General features: G+C 69.0%; 24 protein-coding genes. 8 read left to right on the forward strand and 16 right to left on the reverse strand.

The genetic code is table 11. From position 1 onward, the window contains the following. Positions 1 to 46: 46 nt before the first annotated feature. Positions 47 to 1,444 carry a pentapeptide repeat-containing protein gene (locus DDE23_RS12790; protein ID WP_107752131.1) on the reverse strand — a complete coding sequence of 466 codons (1,398 nt, stop codon included), beginning with the start codon at positions 1,442 to 1,444 and terminating at the stop codon, positions 47 to 49. Between the two features lie 311 nt (positions 1,445 to 1,755). Here DDE23_RS12790 and proS point away from each other — a divergent pair, with 311 nt between their 5' ends. From proS to DDE23_RS12815, 5 genes are all read left to right on the forward strand, one after another. After that, complete coding sequence (gene proS, locus DDE23_RS12795) at positions 1,756 to 3,096, forward strand: proline--tRNA ligase (RefSeq protein WP_107752132.1); 1,341 nt, start codon at positions 1,756 to 1,758, stop codon at positions 3,094 to 3,096. A 765-nt stretch (positions 3,097 to 3,861) separates the two neighbouring features. Beyond that, entirely contained in the window at positions 3,862 to 4,023 is a 162-nt protein-coding gene (locus DDE23_RS12800; protein WP_107752133.1) for a DUF1328 family protein, read from the forward strand. Between the two features lie 141 nt (positions 4,024 to 4,164). Continuing rightward, complete coding sequence (locus tag DDE23_RS12805) at positions 4,165 to 5,181, forward strand: serine hydrolase domain-containing protein (RefSeq protein ID WP_107752134.1); 1,017 nt, start codon at positions 4,165 to 4,167, stop codon at positions 5,179 to 5,181. Continuing rightward, positions 5,174 to 6,082 carry an isopenicillin N synthase family dioxygenase gene (locus DDE23_RS12810; RefSeq protein ID WP_107752135.1) on the forward strand — a complete coding sequence of 303 codons (909 nt, stop codon included), beginning with the start codon at positions 5,174 to 5,176 and terminating at the stop codon, positions 6,080 to 6,082. Before DDE23_RS12805 ends, DDE23_RS12810 begins: the two co-directional genes overlap by 8 nt. A gap of 157 nt (positions 6,083 to 6,239) precedes the next feature. Then, entirely contained in the window at positions 6,240 to 7,730 is a 1,491-nt protein-coding gene (locus tag DDE23_RS12815; RefSeq protein ID WP_107752136.1) for a DMT family transporter, read from the forward strand. Positions 7,731 to 7,780: 50 nt separating this feature from the next. Here DDE23_RS12815 and ureG read toward each other — a convergent pair whose 3' ends face one another. The 3 genes from ureG to DDE23_RS12830 are packed head-to-tail and all read right to left on the reverse strand — an operon-like array spanning position 7,781 to position 9,625. Further along, positions 7,781 to 8,413, reverse strand: a complete 633-nt coding sequence (ureG, locus tag DDE23_RS12820; RefSeq protein WP_107752137.1) for an urease accessory protein UreG — start codon at positions 8,411 to 8,413, stop codon at positions 7,781 to 7,783. Beyond that, the gene (locus tag DDE23_RS12825) at positions 8,410 to 9,057 is read right to left on the reverse strand and encodes an urease accessory protein UreF (protein WP_107752138.1); all 648 of its coding nucleotides are present in this window, start codon (positions 9,055 to 9,057) and stop codon (positions 8,410 to 8,412) included. The genes ureG and DDE23_RS12825 overlap by 4 nt, the downstream gene beginning before the upstream one ends. A gap of 7 nt (positions 9,058 to 9,064) precedes the next feature. Next, positions 9,065 to 9,625 carry an urease accessory protein UreE gene (locus DDE23_RS12830; protein ID WP_107752139.1) on the reverse strand — a complete coding sequence of 187 codons (561 nt, stop codon included), beginning with the start codon at positions 9,623 to 9,625 and terminating at the stop codon, positions 9,065 to 9,067. 104 nt (positions 9,626 to 9,729) lie between these two features. On the opposite strand from DDE23_RS12830, the gene DDE23_RS12835 reads away from it, so the two are divergent. After that, the gene (locus DDE23_RS12835; protein WP_238149973.1) at positions 9,730 to 10,053 is read left to right on the forward strand and encodes a hypothetical protein; all 324 of its coding nucleotides are present in this window, start codon (positions 9,730 to 9,732) and stop codon (positions 10,051 to 10,053) included. Between the two features lie 22 nt (positions 10,054 to 10,075). On the opposite strand, the gene DDE23_RS12840 is transcribed toward DDE23_RS12835, so the two are convergent. The 8 genes from DDE23_RS12840 to DDE23_RS12875 all read right to left on the reverse strand — a co-directional run bounded on the left by DDE23_RS12840 (position 10,076) and on the right by DDE23_RS12875 (position 15,374). Then, positions 10,076 to 10,297: a hypothetical protein gene (locus tag DDE23_RS12840; RefSeq protein WP_107752140.1), complete on the reverse strand. Its 222-nt coding sequence runs from the start codon at positions 10,295 to 10,297 to the stop codon at positions 10,076 to 10,078. A gap of 357 nt (positions 10,298 to 10,654) precedes the next feature. Further along, on the reverse strand, positions 10,655 to 12,364 hold the full coding sequence (gene ureC / locus DDE23_RS12845; protein WP_107752141.1) for an urease subunit alpha: 1,710 nt from the start codon (positions 12,362 to 12,364) through the stop codon (positions 10,655 to 10,657). Positions 12,365 to 12,375: 11 nt separating this feature from the next. After that, entirely contained in the window at positions 12,376 to 12,870 is a 495-nt protein-coding gene (locus DDE23_RS12850; RefSeq protein ID WP_107752142.1) for a GFA family protein, read from the reverse strand. A 46-nt stretch (positions 12,871 to 12,916) separates the two neighbouring features. Then, positions 12,917 to 13,231 carry an antibiotic ABC transporter gene (locus DDE23_RS12855; protein ID WP_107752143.1) on the reverse strand — a complete coding sequence of 105 codons (315 nt, stop codon included), beginning with the start codon at positions 13,229 to 13,231 and terminating at the stop codon, positions 12,917 to 12,919. Positions 13,232 to 13,393: 162 nt separating this feature from the next. After that, positions 13,394 to 13,699: an urease subunit beta gene (locus DDE23_RS12860; protein ID WP_107752144.1), complete on the reverse strand. Its 306-nt coding sequence runs from the start codon at positions 13,697 to 13,699 to the stop codon at positions 13,394 to 13,396. 10 nt (positions 13,700 to 13,709) lie between these two features. Further along, positions 13,710 to 14,264 (reverse strand): HupE/UreJ family protein, encoded by a 555-nt coding sequence (locus DDE23_RS12865; RefSeq protein WP_107752145.1) that lies wholly within the window; start codon positions 14,262 to 14,264, stop codon positions 13,710 to 13,712. Between the two features lie 12 nt (positions 14,265 to 14,276). Continuing rightward, complete coding sequence (locus DDE23_RS12870) at positions 14,277 to 14,579, reverse strand: urease subunit gamma (RefSeq protein WP_107752146.1); 303 nt, start codon at positions 14,577 to 14,579, stop codon at positions 14,277 to 14,279. A 9-nt stretch (positions 14,580 to 14,588) separates the two neighbouring features. Next, on the reverse strand, positions 14,589 to 15,374 hold the full coding sequence (locus DDE23_RS12875) for an urease accessory protein UreD (RefSeq protein ID WP_107752147.1): 786 nt from the start codon (positions 15,372 to 15,374) through the stop codon (positions 14,589 to 14,591). 258 nt (positions 15,375 to 15,632) lie between these two features. Here DDE23_RS12875 and DDE23_RS12880 point away from each other — a divergent pair, with 258 nt between their 5' ends. Beyond that, complete coding sequence (locus DDE23_RS12880; protein WP_107752148.1) at positions 15,633 to 16,508, forward strand: HAD-IIA family hydrolase; 876 nt, start codon at positions 15,633 to 15,635, stop codon at positions 16,506 to 16,508. Next, positions 16,505 to 16,954 (forward strand): SAM-dependent methyltransferase, encoded by a 450-nt coding sequence (locus DDE23_RS12885; protein WP_107752149.1) that lies wholly within the window; start codon positions 16,505 to 16,507, stop codon positions 16,952 to 16,954. The genes DDE23_RS12880 and DDE23_RS12885 overlap by 4 nt, the downstream gene beginning before the upstream one ends. Before the next feature lie 2 nt (positions 16,955 to 16,956). Here DDE23_RS12885 and DDE23_RS12890 read toward each other — a convergent pair whose 3' ends face one another. From DDE23_RS12890 to DDE23_RS12905, 4 genes are all read right to left on the reverse strand, one after another. Beyond that, entirely contained in the window at positions 16,957 to 18,507 is a 1,551-nt protein-coding gene (locus tag DDE23_RS12890; RefSeq protein WP_107752150.1) for an MDR family MFS transporter, read from the reverse strand. 127 nt (positions 18,508 to 18,634) lie between these two features. After that, a complete protein-coding gene (locus tag DDE23_RS12895) occupies positions 18,635 to 19,099 on the reverse strand; it encodes an RrF2 family transcriptional regulator (protein WP_107752151.1) in 465 nt (154 codons plus the stop codon). Between the two features lie 220 nt (positions 19,100 to 19,319). Continuing rightward, entirely contained in the window at positions 19,320 to 19,613 is a 294-nt protein-coding gene (locus tag DDE23_RS12900) for an SH3 domain-containing protein (protein ID WP_107752152.1), read from the reverse strand. A 76-nt stretch (positions 19,614 to 19,689) separates the two neighbouring features. Further along, entirely contained in the window at positions 19,690 to 20,031 is a 342-nt protein-coding gene (locus tag DDE23_RS12905; RefSeq protein WP_107752153.1) for a hypothetical protein, read from the reverse strand. Between the last annotated feature and the right edge of the window lie 100 nt (positions 20,032 to 20,131).

Consider the following 20,131-nt stretch of genomic DNA (forward strand, 5'->3'; position numbering starts at 1 on the left):
TGGGGCGTTGAGGGTTTGGTAGGAGTGGCTCAGGCGTATGGGTCGGTCAGCTGTCATCGTAGGGCCAGCCTCTCAGGCCGTGTTTTTCAAGAAAGTCGCTTCTGAAAGGACTTGATATCAGATCCTTCGAATGGTGGGGCAACCAGTGTTCAAACATCTTGGCGCCCTCCACTTCTGCTGCACTGTGCCCTCTACAGAGGGCGAGAATGCATCCTTCGAGTTTATCGTTCTGCCCTTCATACTCTATTCTGGCTCGGGAAATCGCTGGTCCCAATCGAGCGCTCCGTGCATAAGAGGAACCAACGATGGTATCGCTAGATCCAAAATAGCATTCTGAGAATTTTGATGTGAAGATCATTGATTGTACTCTGGCGCCTGCAATAAATACGAAAAATCTCTTGGATACGAGAAATCCAACAGGTCCCAGCTCTGAAACATTCGCATAGTTCAAGTGCAGACCTGCCAGATCTGTACGGAAGAAGATCGGCCTGTGCAACATGCTGTGAATCATCTTTGCGCCACGTAGGTCGCAATCGCTGAAGTCTGAGCCTTCGATTCGACACAGCGACATATCAGCATCAGAAAATATACCCTTAGAAAAATCAATGCCGCTCAGGTCGGCGCCTCTAAGATTAAGTCGGAAACGCTCTATTTCCTCGAGTTTGGTCTGAGCGGGCGATCTGCGCCGCAGCACATCTATAACGGTTTGAATGTCAATTCTTGACCACTTGATGTCAAAGGGGGGCGTGCGTGGCGTTAGATCTGAAGCAGGGGCGTTGTTCCGGATATACGCGCAGAGGATTTCCATGACACGGACATGGTCCCGGCCCTTGTCGTGGGTGGTGCTGTCCTGCGCGATGCGTTCCAGCGAGAGGATGGCGCCGATGCGGACTTCGAGGTTGGGGACGGTTTCGGAGAAGACTTGCCACTCCCCGGACGCTCCGACCCATTCGTTCTCCTGTTTTTCGAGCCCAACGTCGCGCCATTCAATGGCCGTTCTGGTTTCAAGCTGCTCCCCCGCGCTGAGCTGGTCAGGGTGGCCACGATGCAATTCAACCGGACGCCCGATCCGGTCCACCTTTTTCTCCGCCCCCAGTTGCTCGACCGCTTTGGCGATCCGGTCGGTCATATGGCCCTCTTTCTGGTAGCGCAGGCTCTGGTGGCGGATGATGGTGCCCCAGATCAGAAAGGGGGCGCCGAGGATCGCCGTGACCAGCGCTCCGGCGCCGAGATTGGGACCGGCGCCGTCGTCGCTCCAGAACACATCGCGGATCGTGCCGAAAAGGACGCTCACCGCGGCCGCGACCGCGGCGAAGAAGATCAGGACGAGGAGCGCGCCGAAGAGCTTGCCGAGGGGACGCGCCAGCGCCCAGTTCGGGGCGCCGTTCAGGCCCAGCCAGTCGAGCAGGTCTTGCGGCGGGATCTTCTCGGGCTGGTCGGACATCGGATCTTTCACGCGCAAGGGACGGGGGCAGGATGGCGGTTCGGGGGGCGGTTGGGAAGGGGGAGCGGTGCGTGCGAGCACGCACCCTACCGGGGGCGGCGGGGGCGTGGTGGGTTGGAAACCCAGCCTACGGGGGCGGGGCGGTGTTAGGGGCTTGGTGCGTGCGAGCACGCACCCTACGACGGGCGGGGCGGCGGGAAACGGGGATGGTGCGGGCGCGCAGGCAGCCTTCCCGGCGGGTGCGGGCGCGGCTTGCTCGTCTGCCGGGATTGGCCTAGACACATCGCGACGTTTTCTCGCAAAGGTGAGCCATGCGCCTCAGCCGCTATTTCCTGCCCGTCCTCAAGGAAAACCCCTCGGAGGCGCAGATCGTCAGCCACCGGCTGATGCTGCGCGCGGGGATGATCCGCCAGCAGGCGGCGGGGATCTATTCCTGGCTGCCGCTGGGCTACAAGGTGCTCAAACGCATCGAACAGATCGTCCACGAGGAGCAGATCCGCGCCGGCCACATCCCGCTGCTGATGCCGACCCTGCAGCCCGCGGACCTGTGGCGCGAATCCGGCCGCTATGATGCCTATGGCGCCGAGATGCTGCGCATCAAGGACCGGCACGAGCGCGACATGCTCTATGGGCCGACGAACGAGGAGATGATCACCGACATCTTCCGCAGCCATGTCGGCAGCTACAAGGACCTGCCGCTGACCCTCTATCACATCCAGTGGAAGTTCCGGGATGAGGTCCGGCCGCGCTTCGGCGTGATGCGCGGGCGCGAGTTCCTGATGAAGGACGGCTATAACTTCGATATCGACAAGCCCTCGGCGCTTCATGCCTATAACCGGCATATGGTGAGCTACCTGCGCACCTACGAGCGGATGGGTCTGACGGCGATCCCGATGCGCGCCGACAGCGGGCCCATTGGCGGCGACGACACCCATGAATTCCTGGTGCTGGCGCAGACCGGCGAATCCGAAGTGTTCTACGACGACCGCGTGACCCAGCTGAAGCTCGGCGACCGCGAGGTCGATTACGACAATTGGGATGAGGTCGCGGGCGTCTGCAAGGAATTCACCACGCTCTATGCCCGCACCGACGAGACCCATGACGCGGCGAAATTCGCCGAGATCCCCGAGGAACACCGCAAGGTCGGCCGCGGCATCGAGGTCGGGCAGATCTTCTTCTTCGGGACCAAATATTCCGAGCCGATGGGCGCGGTAGTGGTCAACGACAAGGGCGAGCGGGTGCCGGTGCAGATGGGCTCGCACGGGATCGGCGTGTCGCGTCTGCTGGGGGCGATCATCGAGGCCTCGCATGACGAGAAGGGGATCATCTGGCCCGAGGGGGTGACGCCGTTCCACGCGGGGATCGTCAATCTCAAACAGGGCGACGGCGCGGCGGATGCGGCCTGCGAGGCGCTCTACAAGGCGCTGGCGGCAGCGGGGCTGGAGGCGCTCTACGACGACCGCAACGAGCGGGCCGGGGCCAAGTTCGCGACGATGGACCTGATCGGGTTGCCGTGGCGGATCACCGTCGGGCCGCGCGGGCTGGAGAAGGGCGTGGTCGAGCTGACCTCGCGCCGGACCGGCGAGAGCGAGGAGCTGGCGCCCGAGGCGGCGGTGGCGCGGCTGGTGGAGATCTACGCGGCCCATCGCTGAGGCAGGCGCTTCGGGCGAGCCCCGGGGGTTTTCCTCCCCCGGACCCCCGGAGGATATTTGCAGAACAAAGATGGGCGGGTATTCCCGCCCTTTTTCCTTGGGTTCTGGTTGCGATGGCGGGCGTTGGGGAAGGGCGCATTAAGGTTAATGCGAAGGACCGGGATTCCGGGAGGGGGCGTCAGGCGCAGGAAGTGCCCCGGCGATCAGAGGGGGGCGGGGAGGCCGCCGCGGGCAGATCCGAAGGGCAGGGCGCTTGGGATGCGCGCGCGCGCCGTTCTTGAGGTGGGGCTTGCCGGAAGGCGCCGTCGGATCGCCTCGGTTCATGCGGTTTGGCGGTGCCGGGCGCCGTCTTCGAGGACCTCGGGTGCCGGCGGATCGCACCATGATACCATCGTCCGCAAAGTCCCCGGCGCGCCGCAGGCAGCTCACCCCAACCCAGCGCGCCGCTGCCAGTGGGCCAGCCTCGCCCCTTGCCGAGGCCTCGCCACGGTCCCGCCTCTCGCCGCACCGCTCCCGCCCCCGAACGCAATGCCCCCGAACGCAATGCCCCTGAACGCAATGCCCTTGAACGCAATGTTCTTGGGTTAAGCTCTCGTTAACCCGCCATCTTTGTTCTGCAAATATCCTCGGGGGTCCGGGGGCAGACGGCCCCCGGGGTGGCCACGGGCGCAGACATCAGGGCAGGGCGGAACCGGAAGCGCCCGGCAGGCGTTGGGCTTCACGGGAGCAGGCGGGAGGCGTCTGCCGGAACGAAAGGTCACTCCGATGCTGAAGTGGATTCTCATCCTTCTCGCCGTTGCCGCCATCGCCGGTCTTCTGGGCTTCGGCCGGATCTCGGGCGTGGCGCTGACCGGGGCCAAGGTCCTGATCGTGGTGGCGCTGCTCATGTTCCTGCTCCTGCTTTTCGGCGTGGTGGTCATCGCCTGACGCAGGGCCCCGAACCCCTTCACGGCGGCGCACGAATGCGCGAGGAACGGCCCCGAGCGTGGTTTGCGCCGCCTCGTCGCGGTGACAGGCTGACGGGCGGCGGCTATAGATCGGGCGAAACCCCTGCCGTGAGCGCCCCGCATGTCTGCCCGGACCATCGCCCTTGTCGCCGCCCTGACCCTTGCCGCGCCCCTGTTGATCGCCGCGCAGCAGACTGTTGCGCAGCAGACCGGCGCCCAGCAGGCGGCGGTCCAGCAGACGGCGTCCCCGCAGGCCCAGACCCCGCAGGCCCAGACCCCGCAGGAACGCGCCGAGAGGATGGCCACGGCCTTCCTTGCCTGGGCCGAGGCGGCGGGCGTGGAGGGGGCCGAGATCGCCGTGGCGCGCAACGGCGACCGGGTTTTGTCGCGCGCGGCCGAGGGCGTGCCGGGGGCTCCGCGCGTCCTGGGATCGCTGGGGAAATCGGTGACCGCGCAATGCGTGGCGGGGCTGGTCGAAGCCCGGCGCCTGCGTTGGGACACAACGCTGGGCCAGGTGCTGGGCTGGACCGGGCCGGGGGCCGAGATCACCGTGGCCGGGCTCATCACCCAGTCTGCGGGGCTGCGCGACGACCGCACGCAGCAGGCGATGCCCCTGTGGTTCGACGGTCAGGGCAACTGGCACGCCGTCGCGCGCTGGGGTGTCGTTCCCGGCGAACCGGGCTTTCGGTACAACAACGAGAATTACGCGATTCTGGGCAGTGTCATCGAGGCGGTGACCGGGCAGACCTATGCCGTGGCTTGCGACGGGGTGCTGCCGCAGGCTCGTCTGGCGCCCCCTGTCGAGCCGTTCGCTCCGATGGGCGGCTGGCAGGCGAGCCTCGGCGATTATGCGGTCTTCCAGTCGCTGCTCTGGGGCAACCGCCCGCCCGAGGGGCCGGTCGCCGACCTGGGCGGCGATGTGGTCTATGGGCTGGGCATGTACGGGCGGCCGCGCGGCGACGCCTGGATCTGGTGGCACCTCGGGGCTATCTGCATGCCGGGGCGGCTGGAGGCCACCGCCTATTCACTGGTCATGCTGGACGGCTGGACGGTGGCGGTGGCGATGGATGGCTGCCCGGACTACGATCAGCTGAGCACTCTGGACCGCACCCTTTGGGAGGCCTTCGCCAATGAATGAGCCGGTCATTCCGCGCATCGATCTGGACGCGCTGTTCGCGGGCGATCCCGCGCAGGCGGCCGAAGTGCGGCGCGGCGCTTGCGAGGTGGGGTTTCTGGTGGTGAGCGGCGGGCCGATCCCGCCGGATCGGGTCGCGTCGGTCATCGCCGCCTATCGCGCCTTCTTCGCGCTGCCCGAGGCCGAGAAGCGCGCGGTCGACATGGCGGCCACCGGGTCGAACCGGGGCTGGGGCGGGCCGCGGTCCGAACAGGTCGATCCGGCGGCGAACCCCGATTACAAGGAGGTCTTCGACATCGGGTTCGAGGTGCCGGGCTCCACCCTGCCGGTGCATGCGCCGAACCTCTGGCCCGCGCGACCCGCGGGTTTCCGGGCCGAGCTAGAGGGCTATTATGCCGAGGCGCGGGCGCTGGCCCTGCGGCTTCTGGGCGCCGTGGCCGCGGCGATCGGCGAGGATCCGGGCTTCTTCCTCGACAAGTTCACCCAGCCGATGGCGCTCTTGCGGGGAAACTTCTACCCGCCGCGGCCCGATTGGGCGGGGGAAAGGGATTTCGGCATCGCCGCGCATACCGATTACGGCTGCCTGACCCTGCTGGCCAGCGACGGCGTGCCGGGGCTCGAGGTGCTGACCCGGGCCGGCGACTGGCTGCCGGTGCTGGCGCCGCCGGGATCTTTTGTCATCAATTTTGGTGAAATGCTCGAGATCTGGACCAACGGGCGGGTTCGCGCCACGCCGCATCGGGTGGTCGGGACGGGCGAGGCGCGGATCTCGGTGCCGCTGTTTTTCAACCCCGATCCGGGGACAAATGTCGCGCCTTTGGGCTCTGGCCGGACAATCCTTGCGGTTGAGCACCTGCAGCGGCGCTTTGACGAGACCTACGTGCATCTGCAAAAGGCACGCTGAGCCGGGCCTGCCCGGTAAGAAAGCGAAATTTTCGTGACGGGATGGGGATTTGGCCAGAAGCCGCCCGACCCTGCCGGGCACGGGGGGCGGCGGTTGACGCGCTCGCGCGGGGGCGGTACGGGAATGGGCCGTGCCCCCATGGCCGACGCCGGAACCGATGCCGACATCCTTGCTGCTGATCCTCACCGCCGCCGGATTTGGCGCCTCGCCGCTCCTGATCGCCGAGGCCGTGGCCCATTTTCCGCCCTGGACCCTGGCCGCTTTGCGGGCCGCGCTGGGACTGCCGCTGCTGTTGCTGGCGGCGGGGGCGCTGGGGCCGCAGCGCCGGCCCAGCCGCCATGACCTGCTGACCGCGCTGGTCGGTGGCACGCTGGTGGTGACGATCCCCTTCGTCAGCATGGCGGCGGGGATGCAATACATCCCCTCGGGGATGGGGGGCATGCTCTACGCAACCATGCCGCTCTTCACCCTGGCGCTGGCGGCGCTGTTTCTGGCCGATGAGCCGGCGAGCGCCGAGCAGGCCCTGCGCATCGGCACCGGGCTGATCGGTGTGGCGATGATCTCGGTCCCGGCCATCCAGGCGGGAGGCTTCGCGCAGGCGGGGTTCGGCACGCTGATGGTGCTGATTTCGCCCCTGAGCTATGCCGCCGGCAATGTCTGGTTCCGCCGCCGCCGCAAGATGGCACCGCTGGTCCTGTCGGCGGGCATGTTCGCGGTGGGGGCGCTGACCGTCTGGCCGATGGCTCTCTTGATCGACGGGCGGGTCACGGTCGAGCCGTCGCTCTTGGTGATCGGCACGCTGGCGGCGCTGGTGGTGCTGGCGACCATCGCCCCGAACCTGCTGAACTACGCGCTGGTGCAGCGGGCCGGGGCCAACAAGGCGGCGCTGGCCATGTTCCTGATGCCCGCATTCAGCGTGCTTTTCGGCATGGTGTTCCGGGGCGAGCGGCTGCCGATGCTGGCCTTCGTCGGCCTTGCGCTGGTGATCCTGGCCTCGACCGCGCGGGTGCCGGGGCTGTTGCGGCGCGGGGGCAGGGGCTTCCGCCGCCGCGGCAAGCGGGTGCCGGTGGCGCGGGCGGCCCCGGCCGGGACCTTCGTGAGCCGCCGCCAGCCGGGTTTGCAGCCGGGCGCGACCGCGCCGGGCGCGATCCCAGAGTCCCCGGCCGAGCCTGCGCCCGCGCCGCGCGGGCCGAAAGCGCTGACCCCGGCCGAGCGCCGCGCCCGCCGTGAGGCGGTCCACGCCGCCGCCCTGCGCAATGCCGAGGCCGCGGCGCGTCAGGGGCGCGGCGGCAAGAAGGGCCGTCGCGTCAAGGCGCCGCGCCCGGCGGGCGATCAGCACCTCTCGCCCGGCTCCGACGTGCCGGAAGCCGGGCCCGCGATGCCCGGACCCTCCGGGCCGGGGGCGCAAAGCGGTGCCGTTGCCAAGGCTCCGAAGTCCGAGGCCCCAGCGTCTGACGGGGCCGAGATCCCGATCACCGCCGCGCCCCGCCCCGATCCACAACGGTCCGAGGCGCAGAGCCGCGCCGTTGTCGCGCCGCCGACGCCCGGAGGTCCGGCGCCTGACGGAACCAGGGCCGAGTCCGCAACCCCCGAGGCCCCCGCCGCGAAGGACGACGCACCGACCGGTGGTCTGTCACCCGCGCGCTAGGCGCCCGTTTCCCGGCGCCCGGCCCCGGTGGACAGGGTGCCTCGCGCCGCTCAGACCATCGGCGGCGGGGCCAGCACCAGCCCGCCCTCGCGCTGCAAGAACGACACCACCTCGGCGATGCCCACCCCATTGCGGACCTGCGCCAGCACATAGGGCCGGGCGCCCCGGGCGCGCTGCGTATCGGCCTCCAGCAACGCCACATCGACGCCGACATAGGGCGCGAGATCGGTCTTGTTGACCACCAGCAGGTCGGATTTCGTGACCCCCGGCCCGCGCTTCCTCGGGATGTCCTGCCCGGCGGCGGTGTCGATGACATAGATCGTCAGATCCGCCAGTTCCGGCGAGAAGGTCGCCGCCAGATTGTCGCCGCCCGATTCGATCAGGATCAGGTCCAGCCCGGGGATCTCGGTGTTCAGCTGGTCGATGGCCGCGAGGTTGATCGAGGCATCCTCACGGATCGCGGTATGCGGGCAGCCGCCGGTCTCGACCCCCTTGATCCGCGCCTCGGGCAGGACCTGGGCGCGGACCAGATAATCGGCATCCTCGCGCGTGTAGATGTCGTTGGTGATTACCGCCATCGAGCAGCGCCCGGCCAGTGCCCGGGCCAGTTGCTCGGTCAGCGAGGTCTTGCCGCAGCCGACGGGGCCGCCGATTCCCACCCTGAGGGGGCCGTTCGCGCTCATGTCCTGAAAATCCTGATATCCTGGGTTTCGTGTTCGAAAGCGGCGAGTTCCGCGGCCAGCGCCGCCCCGCCGAGATCGTCAAGCGTGGCACCGGCGGCGCGCGCGGCCAGCGCCGTCAGCAGGGGCGCGAGGCGGGCGAGGACGCGCTGCCCCTCGGTCTGGCCCAGCGGCACATGGCGCACGGCGATGGTGGTCAGGTTGCCGGTAAAGGCCTGAAGATAAAGCGCGATCACCAGGGCGGGGGGCAGGGCGAGGGCGGTGTTGCCCAGCGCCTCGGCCAGCGCCACGGGCAGGGGCCGCGGGGCGAGTGTCTGCCCGGTCAAGGCGCCGACGGTGCGGGCAAAGGCCTGGCCCTGGTCCAAAGTCTCGCGCAGCCGCTCGGCCGAGGGGGCCAGCGCCCGGGCGAGCGCGTCGAGCGCCGCCAGATCCGCGCCGTCGCGCAGCCCGACGGCCAGCAGCACCGCATCCTGCCAGCCCGCGCCGTGGCTGAGGATGCCCTCAAGCCAGGTCTGCAGCGTCGCGGCATCGGTGATCTTGCCCTCGGCCACCACCCGCTCCAGCCCATGCGAATAGGCGAAGGCCCCGGTCGGAAAGGCCGGGGACAGCCATTGCGTGAGCGTCAGAAGCGCAGCGGGATCTGCCATCCGGGGGCTACTCCGCCTCGTCGCCGCCGTGGAAATGGGCGCCGTGGTGGTGGATATGACCGTCGTGGCTGTGATGGTCGTGGCTGTGGAAGGGCGTGCCGGGCGCATGGCTGTGGGAGTGACCGTGGTCATGGCCCATGGTCCGCCCGGTGCCATAGGCGCCCGATTCCGGCGCGAAAGGGCGCGAGACGCGGGTGATCCGGGCGCCGAGGCCCCTGAGCATGCCCTCCAGCACGTGATCCTCCCGGATCAGGAGATAGGTCTCGTGCATCTCGCAGGGGGTGTGGCGGTTGCCGATATGCCAGGCGAGCCGGGCCAGATCGCCGGTAATCAGCAGCACGTTTTCCACGGCCGGGACGATGCGGATGGCGCGCCCGTCCTCCAGTTCGAAGCCCCAATAGCTGTCGAGGTTGGTGACCGCAGGCAGATCGACCAGAAAACCCTCGCCCGCCGCGGTGACCAGCCGTTTGCGGCGCATGAGGCGCGCGTCGTAATCGAGGGTGACGCTGCCATGGCTCGACGCGGGCGCATTGGTCAGCAGGCGGGATGCGGGGGGCAGGTCATTCATCGCGGAATCCTCGTAAACGCGGTCTTTACCCTCACAGGGCAGCATGGCAGGCGCAAGCAACGGAGGGACGCATGCAAGTGGTTGGTTTGTCGGACGAGTTGGCCATGGTTCGGTCGCGTATCACGGCGTTGAGAACGCGCGAGGCGGTGCTTTGCGCGGAACTGGAACAGGCGGATCTGCTGGGGCGCACCGGCAAATGGACCCAGGCCGAACTGGTCGAGCGGCGGATCCGGGTCTTCGATCACCGGCTCCTGCCCGAAGCGGTGCAGCAAGATCCGGTCTTCTGGGTCGAGCGGCTGCGGCTCGAGGTGCGCTGCCGGTTGCGGGACGGCGCGCGGGTCCCGATCGCCATGCGCCGGGCCGAGATCGCCGCCCCGCTGATGGGGACGGCGGATGCCAATCTGATCGGCGGCGCCGCCTGGTTCTGAGCCGGGCCGCGCGGGCCGGGGCTCAGAGCGCCAGACGGTCGCGGAAGACGTGATGCACGATGCGGTCGCGGCTGATGCCCATCTCGGCCAGCTGCGCATCGGTGAGCATCTGCAGCCGCTCGATCTGGTCGCGCCGGGTGCGGGCCTCGAGATAGGCGTTGAAGCCCTGGCCGAGCGAGGCGAAGAAACGGTCGATCTGCGCGCGCATCCGCGGCGAGAAGTCGGTGGTGGTGATGAAGGCCATTGTCGGAAACCTCGAAGAATGAGTGTTTCCCCCCTGCGCCCAAAGTAGGTCATGCCAGGCGGCGGAACCAGATCCAACTCGGCAATGCTGCATTGCAGCGACGGCATGGCTGGGGGCGCGCCTGTCCCCGAGCGCGGCGCGGGCCGGGGCCGGGTCAGGGGGCCTTCTGCCCCCTCTGCCCTTCGGGCATTCACCCCCGAGGATATTTGCCGAACGAAGAGGCGGCTTAGGGATTCGTTAACCATCATCTTTGTTCTGCAAATATCCTCGGGGGGTGAATTGGCCCTTGGGCCAAGAGGGGGGCAGAAGGCCCCCCTTCCTGCGTCTCGTCCGGGGCTGCGCTCGCGATGTCCGGGGTCAGAACAGGAAATAGCGTTGCCCCAGTGGCAGTTCCTGCGCCGGTTCGCAGGTGAGAAGCACGCCGTCGGCCTTCACCTCGTAGGTTTCGGGATCGACCTCGATGCGGGGGGTGGCGTCGTTCAGCTTCATGTCGGCCTTGCCGATGCCGCGGCAGTTTCTCACCGCCACCAGCGATTTGGCGAGGCCGAGGGCGGCGCCGACGCCTGCGTCAAGCGCGGCCTGGCTGACGAAGGTCACGGCCGAGCGTTCCACCGCCCGCCCCAGCGCGCCGAACATCGGCCTTGTGTAGACCGGCTGCGGCGTCGGGATCGAGGCATTGGGGTCGCCCATCTGCGCCACCGCGATGGAGCCGCCGATCAGCACCATCTCGGGCTTGGCGCCGAAGAAGGCGGGGGACCAGAGCACCAGATCCGCCCGCTTGCCTTCCTCGATGGAGCCGATTTCCTCGGCCATGCCGTGCACGATGGCCGGGTTGATGGTGTATTTCGCTACATAGCGGCGGGCGCGGAAATTGTCGTTCTCGCCCGTCTCGCCCTCCAGCCGGCCGCGTTGCGATTTCATTTTCGACGCCGTCTGCCAGGTGCGGGTGATGACCTCGCCGACCCGGCCCATGGCCTGGGAATCGCTCGAAATGATCGAGAAGGCGCCCATGTCGTGCAGGATATCCTCGGCGGCGATGGTTTCGCGGCGGATGCGGGATTCGGCGAAGGCCACGTCCTCGGGCACCTTGCGCGAGAGGTGGTGGCAGACCATCAGCATGTCGAGGTGTTCCTCGATCGTGTTGACGGTATAGGGCATCGTCGGGTTCGTGGACGACGGGATCACGTTCTGCGAGCCGACGACCTTGATGATGTCGGGGGCGTGGCCGCCGCCCGCGCCCTCGGTATGGAAGGCGTGGATGGTGCGGCCCTTGATGGCGTCGAGCGTGTTCTCGACGAAGCCCGATTCGTTCAGCGTGTCGGTGTGGATCATCACCTGCACATCCATCTGGTCGGCGACCGTCAGGCAGCAGTCGATGGCGGCGGGCGTCGTGCCCCAATCCTCGTGCAGCTTCATCGCGCAGGCGCCGGCCTCAATCATCTCGACCAGCGCCTCGGGTTGCGAGGCGTTGCCCTTGCCCGCCAGCCCGATGTTCATCGGCAGCCCGTCGATGGCCTGCAGCATCCGCCCGATGTGCCAGGGGCCGGGGGTGCAGGTGGTGGCGAGCGTGCCGTGGGCGGGGCCGGTGCCGCCACCCAGCATGCAGGTCACGCCCGAATGCAGCGCATCCTCGACCTGCTGGGGCGCGATGAAATGGATATGCGCGTCCATGCCCCCCGCGGTCAGGATCTTGCCCTCGCCAGCGATGATCTCGGTCCCCGGGCCGATGATGACGGTGACGCCGGGCTGGGTGTCGGGGTTGCCCGCCTTGCCGATCTTGGCGATCCGTCCGTCCCTGAGCCCCACGTCGGCCTTGTAGATGCCGGTGTAATCGAGGATCAGCGCATTGGTAATTACCGTGTCCATGGCGCCGCCCGCCCGGGTGATCTGGCTCTGGCCCATGCCGTCGCGGATCACCTTGCCGCCGCCGAATTTCACCTCGTCGCCATAGATCGTGAGGTCTTTCTCCACCTCGATGATGATCTCGGTATCGCCCAGGCGCAGGCGGTCGCCGGTGGTCGGCCCGAACATGTCGGCGTATTGGGCGCGGGGGATGGCATAGGGCATGGCGGTTCCTTTCAGGCGTCCCAGAGGCCGCGGGCTTGGTGCCACTCCGCGATCGAGGCCTCGGGATAGCGGGGGAAGGTCAGGTCATCGGGGCCGGGGGCGAAGGGCACCCAACCGGGTTTGAAGTCGAGCATCAGATGGGTGTGGTCGGGCGCCGGGGGCAGGGGCGTGTCGATGGCCGAGGCCAGCGGATGGATCAGGTCGGGCCAGGTCGGGTCGAAAAGCCACAGGTGGCTGCCGCAGCGGGCGCAGAAATGGCGTTCGGCCGTGGACAGGCGGCAGGGGCCCGCGTCGTCGGTGATCTCGGCGCGGTACAGGGCCAGGGCCTCGCGCCCCTCGACCACCAGGCTGTCGGCCCGGGCGGAAAGGTTGATCGCATAGCCGCCGCCACCGGCGGTCTTGCGGCAGATCGAGCAATAGCAGCGCTGATAGGGCACCGGCGCCTGGCTTTGCACCGTGAAGCGGACGGCGCCGCAATGGCACGAGCCGTCAAGCCGCCGGGTCATCGGATCGCCCCCTCGGTCAGGCCGGGGGGCGTCATGCGGTCAGCGATCAGGAGGGGCGGCCGGGGCCCCGGCGCGACAGGCTGCGGTGATTGGCCGAGGTGCGCTTGGCATAGGGGGCGAGCGCGGCTTCGGCGACATGCAGCGGCGATTGCGCCTGCGCCAGCGCCTTGCCCATGCCCAGCGTCGCCTCGCCCAGCGCGTCCATCTTTTCGGCGATCATCCGCACGGCCTCGCCGTCGCGGGTGCGCCAGGCACCCATCAGCCCCAGCGTGCGCATGGCGACGACCTGCTGCGCCTGCAGCGCCATGAGGCTCGTCTCCAGCGACAGGCGGAAGAGATCGGCGGGAAAGGGGAAGACCATGGGAGCGCGTCCTTGCAAGGCGGGCCTCTGCGCTCTGCGCCGCCGGGGGGCGGGCCGGAGGCGAGGCCAGAAGCGGGACCTTACACGATTCGTCCTGCCGGGTCTCTACCGTCCTTGGTCGTGGTTTTTCCGCCACGGGCAGGGAGGATGCGCGCCCGGGCATCACAGGTCCCCCATGACCTTGCCGTTGAAACCAAAGACTTTTCGCGCGCCCTGGAACGGGATCAGCCGCACTTCGCGGGTCTGGCCCGGCTCGAACCGCACCGCGGTGCCCGCCGGAATGTCGAGGCGCAGGCCCCGCGCGGCGTCCCGGTCGAAAGAGAGCCCCGGGTTCGTCTCGGCGAAATGGTAATGCGAGCCGACCTGCACCGGGCGGTCGCCGGTGTTGGCAACGGTCAGGATTGTCACCGGCGCCCCCTCGTTGAGGAGGATGTCGCCCTTGGCCGGGAAGATCTCTCCGGGGATCATGGCGCCCTCCTCAGGCGAAGGCCAGCGCGAGGCCGGCGAGGGCCGCCGCACCGCCGAGGCCACGGACAGCAAGCGCGGTCAGGGTGCGGCCCATCGCGATGCCGGCGACGTGCAGCGCGGCGGTGGCCAGGGCAAAGCCCGCGGCATAGACGGCGAGGCCCTGTGCCGGGCCTTCGGCACCATGCGCCCAGCCATGGGCCAGCCCGAAGAGCGCCACCATCGGCACCAGCGCCGCAAGCGGCAGGCGGGTCGCCAGCGCGACGAGGGCGCCGAGGATGATGATCGAGGCGAGGATCGCGGGTTCCACTGCCGGCAGGGCGACCCCGGCAAAGCCCAGCAGCCCGCCCGCCAGCATGGCGCCGACGAAGGTCACGGGCAGCGCCCAGAGCGCGCGCCCCCCGGCCTGCGCCGCCATCAGCCCCACCGCCAGCATGGCCAGCACATGGTCGAGCCCGCCCAGCGGATGGGCGGCGCCCGACAGGAAGGTCCCGCTGTCATGGCCGGGATGGGCCAGCGCCAGCGAGGGGGCGAGCAGGATCAGCAGGGTCAGGGGAAGGATGCGCATCGCTTGGGCCTCTTATCGGATGGGGTGGTGAACGGTGACGAGTTTCGTGCCATCGGGGAACGTGGCCTCGACCTGCACGGAGGGGATCATTTCGGGAATGCCGGGCATGCATTGCGCGGCGCTGACGACATGGGCGCCCGATTCCATCAGCTCCGCCACCGGGCGGCCGTCGCGGGCGCCCTCGACCACGAAATCGGTGACAAGGGCCACGGCCTCGGGGTGGTTGAGCTTGACGCCGCGCGCCAGCCGGTTGCGCGCGACCATGGCGGCAAGGCTGATGAGCAGCTTGTCCTTTTCGCGGGGGGTGAGGTTCATTGCTCTCTCCTAGATCTGCCAGACGCGGGGCAGGGGGCCGGGGCGCAGGATTGCCACCAGCCGGGCGATCTGCCGCCTGAGCGGCCAGCCATCCGCCGCCATCAATCGGATTGTCAGCTTGCCGTCCATGGCCGAAGCCGCGCCGCGGACACCCGGTTCGCCGAGGGCCGCCCGGACCGGGCCGAGCGCGTCGCCCGCGCCGCGAGCGATCAGCGCCATCGAGGCGAAGGCGCGGGCGCCATCGAGCGTGGCGGGGCCCTGCAGCGCTTCGGTGGTGAGCGTGACGGGTTCGACCAGCACCGGGCGGCCCGCGCGCGAAACGTCCCGGCGGTCATGGAAGGTGAGGTCGCGCACCGTCTCGCCCATCGCGGCGCGGCCCAGCACCACGGCTTCCAGCAGCAGGCATTCGGCCTCGGGCCCCAGCGCGATGCGGGTGCGGCGGTTGAGCGCCGAGCGGTCGAAGAGGATCGTCTCCTGCGGCAGCCAGTCGAGGCGGCCCCGGCTGATCGTCAGATCCAGATCGAGCCGCGCCTGCCCTCCGCCCGCGCGATAGGCGCGTTCGGCGGTCTGGGTGGTGGCGGTGGTGTCGCCGTCGGTGGTCAGCGCGAAGGACAGCCGGTCGCCGCCGGTCAGCCCGCCCGAGGTGTTGAGGAACACGACCTCGGGCCTGGGGTCCTGCAGCACGATCGCCTTGGCCGAACCCTGGGTATAGAGCCGCTGCAACCGCCCGGCGGCGAGCGTCACCTCGGCGGTGCCGCGCGTGCGTTGGTGCGGGATCGGGGCGAGGGCGTTCATGGAATCTCCGTTCTCCCCACCGAAACCGGGGCGGGGGCCGGGGTTCAAGCGGGTGGGCGAATCGGCGGCGGCGGGCCGGGGGTGCGGGATGGTGAATGCCTTTCTGGTGGGCTGATTGGTGAAATTATGGGCGGATTGAGAAGCGGCGCGGCGCGGGGATGCCTGCCGGAGTGGCAGCGCCGGGGCGAAATGCCGCTTTCGCCCGCGCCCGGGATTTGTCAGCATGGCGCCGACGCACGAGTTGATGCCGGAATCCCCATGCACCCCAATGCCCGCTGGGCCTTTGCCCGTTACCGCGCCGTGGCGCATCGTCTGCCCCAGCCCAGGGACTGGCCGAAGCGGACCTACCGGGTGCTGGATCTGCAGTATGTGCTCAAGCGCTACGACGGCTTCATCCTCGACGCGTTCGGGATCCTGAACGTGGGCGAGGGGGTTCTGCCGCAGGCGGTGGAGCGGGTGGCGCAGATGCGGGCCTTGGGCAAGAAGGTGGTGGTGCTGACCAACGGCGCCGCCTCGCCCCGGGCCGAGGCTTTGGCCAAATACCGCAAATGGGGGTTCGATTTCAGCGATTCCGAGGTGATCGCGAGCCGCGACCTGGCCGGTGCGGCGCTGGAGGGGCGGGGCGGTGTCTGGGCGGCGATCGCGCCCGAGGGGGCGGGGTTCGAGGATCTGCCGGGTGACGTGCGGCCGCTGGACGCGCGGCTGCTGAGGGAGGCGGACGGCTTCCTGTTCCTCGGCTCGCAGGGCTGGGACGACGACAGGCAGGCGGCGCTGGTCGCGGCCCTGCAGGCCCGGCCCCGGCCGGTGATCTGCGCCAATCCCGACATGGTCGCCCCGCGCGAGGAGGGCTTCACCTGGGAGCCCGGGCATTACGCCCATGCCCTGCCGGTGCCGGTCGAGTTCCACGGCAAGCCCTATCCCGGGGCCTTCGAGGCCGCGCTGAGGGCGCTGGACCTGCCGCCCGAGCGGGTGGCGATGGTCGGCGACACGCTGCATACCGATGTGCTGGGCGGGCGGATGGCGGGTTGCGGCACGGTGCTGGTCACCGGGCATGGCTTCTTCAAGGGCGTCGATCCCGACCCTTTCATCGAGGCGACCGGCATCCTGCCCGATTACATCGCGGACGAGACATGAGCCACAAGCCCCTGAAACCCGGTGAGGAAGCGACCGACACGCCGCTCGGCGCCGATGCTACGCTCGGCTTCATCGGCCATGTCGAGACACCGTGGAAGCGGCTGTCCGACTGCCCCAAGCGCGCCGATCCCGAGGGGCCGGAAAGCCTGGTGGTGGTGAACGCGCCCTGGGACCGGGCGCTGGAGGGGGTGGAGGGGTTCGACTGGATCGAGCTCTACCTGTGGTTCCACAAGGCGCGGCGGGATCTCTTGCTGATCGCCCCCCATCATGCAGACGGGCCGCGCGGGGTGTTTTCCCTGCGCAGCCCGGTGCGGCCCAATCCGATTGCGGTGACGAATGTGCGGCTGATCGCCCGGGAGGGCGCGCGCCTCAGGGTCGCGGGGCTCGAGGCGCTGGACGGCACGCCGCTCCTCGACATCAAGCCGGGGCGCTGTCCTTACGCCTGAGGTTACTCGCTGGGCGCCGGGGGCGCGTCGTTGCGGCCCAGCGGCACCTCGGCCAGCAGCAGCGAGATGAGCACACCCAGCAGCGCCAGCCCGGCCACGATCCAGTAGATCGGCGCGATGGCGTTGACGACATGGCCGGCGATGGCGGCCCGGGCCTCGGGCGGCAGATGCGCCAGTTGCTGCGGCCCCATCTCGGGATTGACCGAAAGGCCGCCGAAGCTGGACGCCAGCCGCGCGGTCATCAGCGCCCCGAACAGCGCCACGGCGATGGAGCCGCCGATCTGGCGGAACATCACGCCCGCGGCGGTGGCGGTGCCCAGCACCCGGCGCGGCACGGCGTTCTGCGCGGCGGTGGTCAGCACCGGGAAACACAGCCCCAGCCCGAAGCCGAACAGCACCAGCATGCCCGAAAAGACCAGCGTCGAGGTGTCGACGGCGATCTGCGTCAGCAGCAGCGCCGCGACCACCAGCAGGGCCATGCCGCTCATCGGCAGGATGCGGTAGCGCCCGGTCTTGCGCATGTAGCGCCCGGCGACGGTGGTGGCGGCGATGATGCCCACGGTCATCGGCGCCAGCAGCAGGCCCGACATCATCGGCGTGACGCCCCGCGCCACCTGCAGGTAGAGCGGCAGGAAGGTGATCGCGCCCAGCATCGCCGCCCCGGTCAGGAAGCTCAGGAGCGAGGTGTTGCGGAACACGTTGCCCCGGAACAGGTCCAGCGGCAGGATCGGCTCGGCCGCCCGGCGCTCGATGGCCATGAAGGCCAGGACCGAGGCCGCGAAAAGCGCCAGCAGCGCGGCGCTTTGCACCGAGACCCAGGCGAAGCTGTGCCCGCCCAGCGCGGTGAACAGCGTGATCGAGGCCAGCGCGACCGACAGCGCGGCGGCGCCCGACCAGTCGATCTTGTGCTTGTGGGTGGCGGTATGGGCCGGGAAGCCCATGGCGAAGCCGAGGACCGCCAGAATCCCGAGCGGCACGTTGACGAGGAAGATCCAGTGCCAGCTGAACTGCTCGACGATCCAGCCGCCCAGCAGCGGGCCGATCATCGACGAGATCGAGAAGACGGCGGCGAACATGCCCTGGATCTTGCCGCGTTCCTTGGGCGGGATGACGTCGCCGACGACCGAAAGGGCCAGCACGAACAGCCCGCCGCCGCCGAGGCCCTGCACCGCGCGGGCGACGATCAGCGTCACCATGTCCTGCGAGATGCCGCACAGAAGCGAGCCCAGCAGGAACAGCCCGACCGAGATGAAGACCATCATCCGCCGGCCATAGAGGTCGCCAAGCTTGCCATAAAGTGGCGCCGCGACGGTTGAGGCGAGGATATAGGCGGTCACCACCCAGCTGAGGTGTTCGAGCCCGCCAAGGTCCGAGACGATGGTCGGCAGCGCCGTCGAGACGATGGTCTGGTCGAGCGCGGCCAGCAGCAAGAGCGTGGCGACCGAGCCGATCACCAGGCCGACGTTGTATTCATGGGCGGGCGGTTCGGGGGGGCGCTGGGCCGCGGAATCCGCTGGGGTGCCGGGAAGGGGGCCCGAAACTGGGGAAGTCATGCGAAATCTCGTCTGAAGAAAGGGGGGAGGCCCCTGAAATCGGGGTCAGCGCCCTCACACATAGGGCCAGCACCCCGGTTTCGGCAAGCCGCCGAGGTCCTGAATGTGTGAAATTTCTGCGACAGTCTCAGCAGGTGCCGGGGCTTTCCGCCATCGTTTCCTCGGGAAGGAAGATCCGGGTCAGCGCGTCATTGCCGTCGATCAGGTCGGCGACGGTGTAGCGGTCAAGCGTGGCGTAGAAGGCTCCGAGCGCCTCGCAGAGCATGCCCTTGAGGCGGCAGGCGCCGGTCAGCGGACAGGTGTTGCGGGCGCTGTCCAGGCATTCGGCGAAGGGCAGGTCGGCCTCGAACAGGCGCACGACCTGGCCCACGCCGATCTCATGCGGGGCGCTGGCCAGGGCGATGCCACCGCCCCGGCCGCGGGTGGTGTTGAGATAGCCGTTGCTTTCCAGCTGGTTGACCACCTGCGCCACGTGATGAAACGAGGCGTTGCAGGCCTGGGCCACATCGAGGGTGCGCAGCGTATCGGGGGCGCGGCTGGCGCAATGCATGAGGGTTCGCATGGCCAGGTTGGTCCTCAGGGTCAGGCGCATCGGTCGATCCTTCGCAAGGGCGGTTCTGGGGCCGGGGTCGGGCGGACGGCATTTTCGGGCCGCGCGCGCAAACCTGTGGCGCGATGTCGGATTTCCTAAGCGAAGGGACCGGGTGATTCCTTGATCCAGATCATGTGGCTTCACGCAGGCGTGAAACGGCACGGGACAGGGGGCGCGCGTGGTTCGCGCGCCCCCTGTCGGGCCGGTCGGGATGGGGGGATCAGGCGTAGGCGGTCGTCGCCTCCTCGCGCGGGACATAGCGGGCGTCGAGGGCGATCTCGGCGTCTTCCCGGCAGCGGGCAGCGGCGAGGTCGGCGTCGCGGACCCAGCCATGGGTCTCGCCCAGCGTGACCCGGGACCACTCGCCGCGGCGCTCCAGCACGGTGACCGGGGCGCAGGCGGGCGCGCTCAGATGCGGCGCGGTGGTGAGGGCGGCGAGCGGCTGGGCCGAGGCGGTGCCGATGGCGAGCGTGGCGGCGGCGGCGAGCAGGGCGGCGGTGAGGATGCGGGTCATGGCGGATCTCCTGTTGGGCTGATGGGTCTGGTCTATCCCCGGGGCGACCGCGGCGCGGTTCCCCGGGGAACAGGGCTCAGGCCGGGTTCGGACCTTCGGTGGTGGGCGCTTCGGTGGCGGGCGGGGTGGGCGCCGTCCAGTCGCCCGGGCCGTCGCTGGCCAGGTTGCCACAGCGCGAGGCGGTCGCCTGCGCCTCGATGGCGCGGAAATGGACGGTGCCGAGGTTGGTCGCGACCGACAGCCAGCCCGGGGCGCTCTCGGCGGCGTTGAGGCGGGTGCAGGCGGCGATCTCGCCCAGGCGGCGGGCACCCTGCGAGGGTTCGGTGAAGACCACCGTGTCGCGGGTCAGGAAGACGGCGCGGGCCTCGGCGGCGACGGGGGCGAGGATCAGCGAGGCGAGGATCAGGGGGCGGATCATGGTGATTTCCTTTCGGGGGTCTGCGGGTCAGTGCCGCGTTTCGATGAGACCATCATGGGTGATTCCGCCCGGCGGCTCAGTTCCCTGGGAAACAGGGGGC

It is taken from the genome of Pararhodobacter aggregans (genome assembly GCF_003075525.1).
Classification (GTDB): domain Bacteria; phylum Pseudomonadota; class Alphaproteobacteria; order Rhodobacterales; family Rhodobacteraceae; genus Pararhodobacter; species Pararhodobacter aggregans.

Bases quoted from the DNA above. Each gene is read 5' to 3' on its own strand.
- DDE23_RS12790 (WP_107752131.1), bottom strand. From the start codon at position 1,444: ATGTCCGACCAGCCCGAGAAGATCCCGCCGCAAGACCTGCTCGACTGG.
- proS (WP_107752132.1), top strand. From the start codon at position 1,756: ATGCGCCTCAGCCGCTATTTCCTGCCCGTCCTCAAGGAAAACCCCTCG.
- DDE23_RS12800 (WP_107752133.1), top strand. From the start codon at position 3,862: ATGCTGAAGTGGATTCTCATCCTTCTCGCCGTTGCCGCCATCGCCGGT.
- DDE23_RS12805 (WP_107752134.1), top strand. From the start codon at position 4,165: ATGTCTGCCCGGACCATCGCCCTTGTCGCCGCCCTGACCCTTGCCGCG.
- DDE23_RS12810 (WP_107752135.1), top strand. From the start codon at position 5,174: ATGAATGAGCCGGTCATTCCGCGCATCGATCTGGACGCGCTGTTCGCG.
- DDE23_RS12815 (WP_107752136.1), top strand. From the start codon at position 6,240: ATGCCGACATCCTTGCTGCTGATCCTCACCGCCGCCGGATTTGGCGCC.
- ureG (WP_107752137.1), bottom strand. From the start codon at position 8,413: ATGAGCGCGAACGGCCCCCTCAGGGTGGGAATCGGCGGCCCCGTCGGC.
- DDE23_RS12825 (WP_107752138.1), bottom strand. From the start codon at position 9,057: ATGGCAGATCCCGCTGCGCTTCTGACGCTCACGCAATGGCTGTCCCCG.
- DDE23_RS12830 (WP_107752139.1), bottom strand. From the start codon at position 9,625: ATGAATGACCTGCCCCCCGCATCCCGCCTGCTGACCAATGCGCCCGCG.
- DDE23_RS12835 (WP_238149973.1), top strand. From the start codon at position 9,730: ATGGTTCGGTCGCGTATCACGGCGTTGAGAACGCGCGAGGCGGTGCTT.
- DDE23_RS12840 (WP_107752140.1), bottom strand. From the start codon at position 10,297: ATGGCCTTCATCACCACCACCGACTTCTCGCCGCGGATGCGCGCGCAG.
- ureC (WP_107752141.1), bottom strand. From the start codon at position 12,364: ATGCCCTATGCCATCCCCCGCGCCCAATACGCCGACATGTTCGGGCCG.
- DDE23_RS12850 (WP_107752142.1), bottom strand. From the start codon at position 12,870: ATGACCCGGCGGCTTGACGGCTCGTGCCATTGCGGCGCCGTCCGCTTC.
- DDE23_RS12855 (WP_107752143.1), bottom strand. From the start codon at position 13,231: ATGGTCTTCCCCTTTCCCGCCGATCTCTTCCGCCTGTCGCTGGAGACG.
- DDE23_RS12860 (WP_107752144.1), bottom strand. From the start codon at position 13,699: ATGATCCCCGGAGAGATCTTCCCGGCCAAGGGCGACATCCTCCTCAAC.
- DDE23_RS12865 (WP_107752145.1), bottom strand. From the start codon at position 14,264: ATGCGCATCCTTCCCCTGACCCTGCTGATCCTGCTCGCCCCCTCGCTG.
- DDE23_RS12870 (WP_107752146.1), bottom strand. From the start codon at position 14,579: ATGAACCTCACCCCCCGCGAAAAGGACAAGCTGCTCATCAGCCTTGCC.
- DDE23_RS12875 (WP_107752147.1), bottom strand. From the start codon at position 15,374: ATGAACGCCCTCGCCCCGATCCCGCACCAACGCACGCGCGGCACCGCC.
- DDE23_RS12880 (WP_107752148.1), top strand. From the start codon at position 15,633: ATGCACCCCAATGCCCGCTGGGCCTTTGCCCGTTACCGCGCCGTGGCG.
- DDE23_RS12885 (WP_107752149.1), top strand. From the start codon at position 16,505: ATGAGCCACAAGCCCCTGAAACCCGGTGAGGAAGCGACCGACACGCCG.
- DDE23_RS12890 (WP_107752150.1), bottom strand. From the start codon at position 18,507: ATGACTTCCCCAGTTTCGGGCCCCCTTCCCGGCACCCCAGCGGATTCC.
- DDE23_RS12895 (WP_107752151.1), bottom strand. From the start codon at position 19,099: ATGCGCCTGACCCTGAGGACCAACCTGGCCATGCGAACCCTCATGCAT.
- DDE23_RS12900 (WP_107752152.1), bottom strand. From the start codon at position 19,613: ATGACCCGCATCCTCACCGCCGCCCTGCTCGCCGCCGCCGCCACGCTC.
- DDE23_RS12905 (WP_107752153.1), bottom strand. From the start codon at position 20,031: ATGATCCGCCCCCTGATCCTCGCCTCGCTGATCCTCGCCCCCGTCGCC.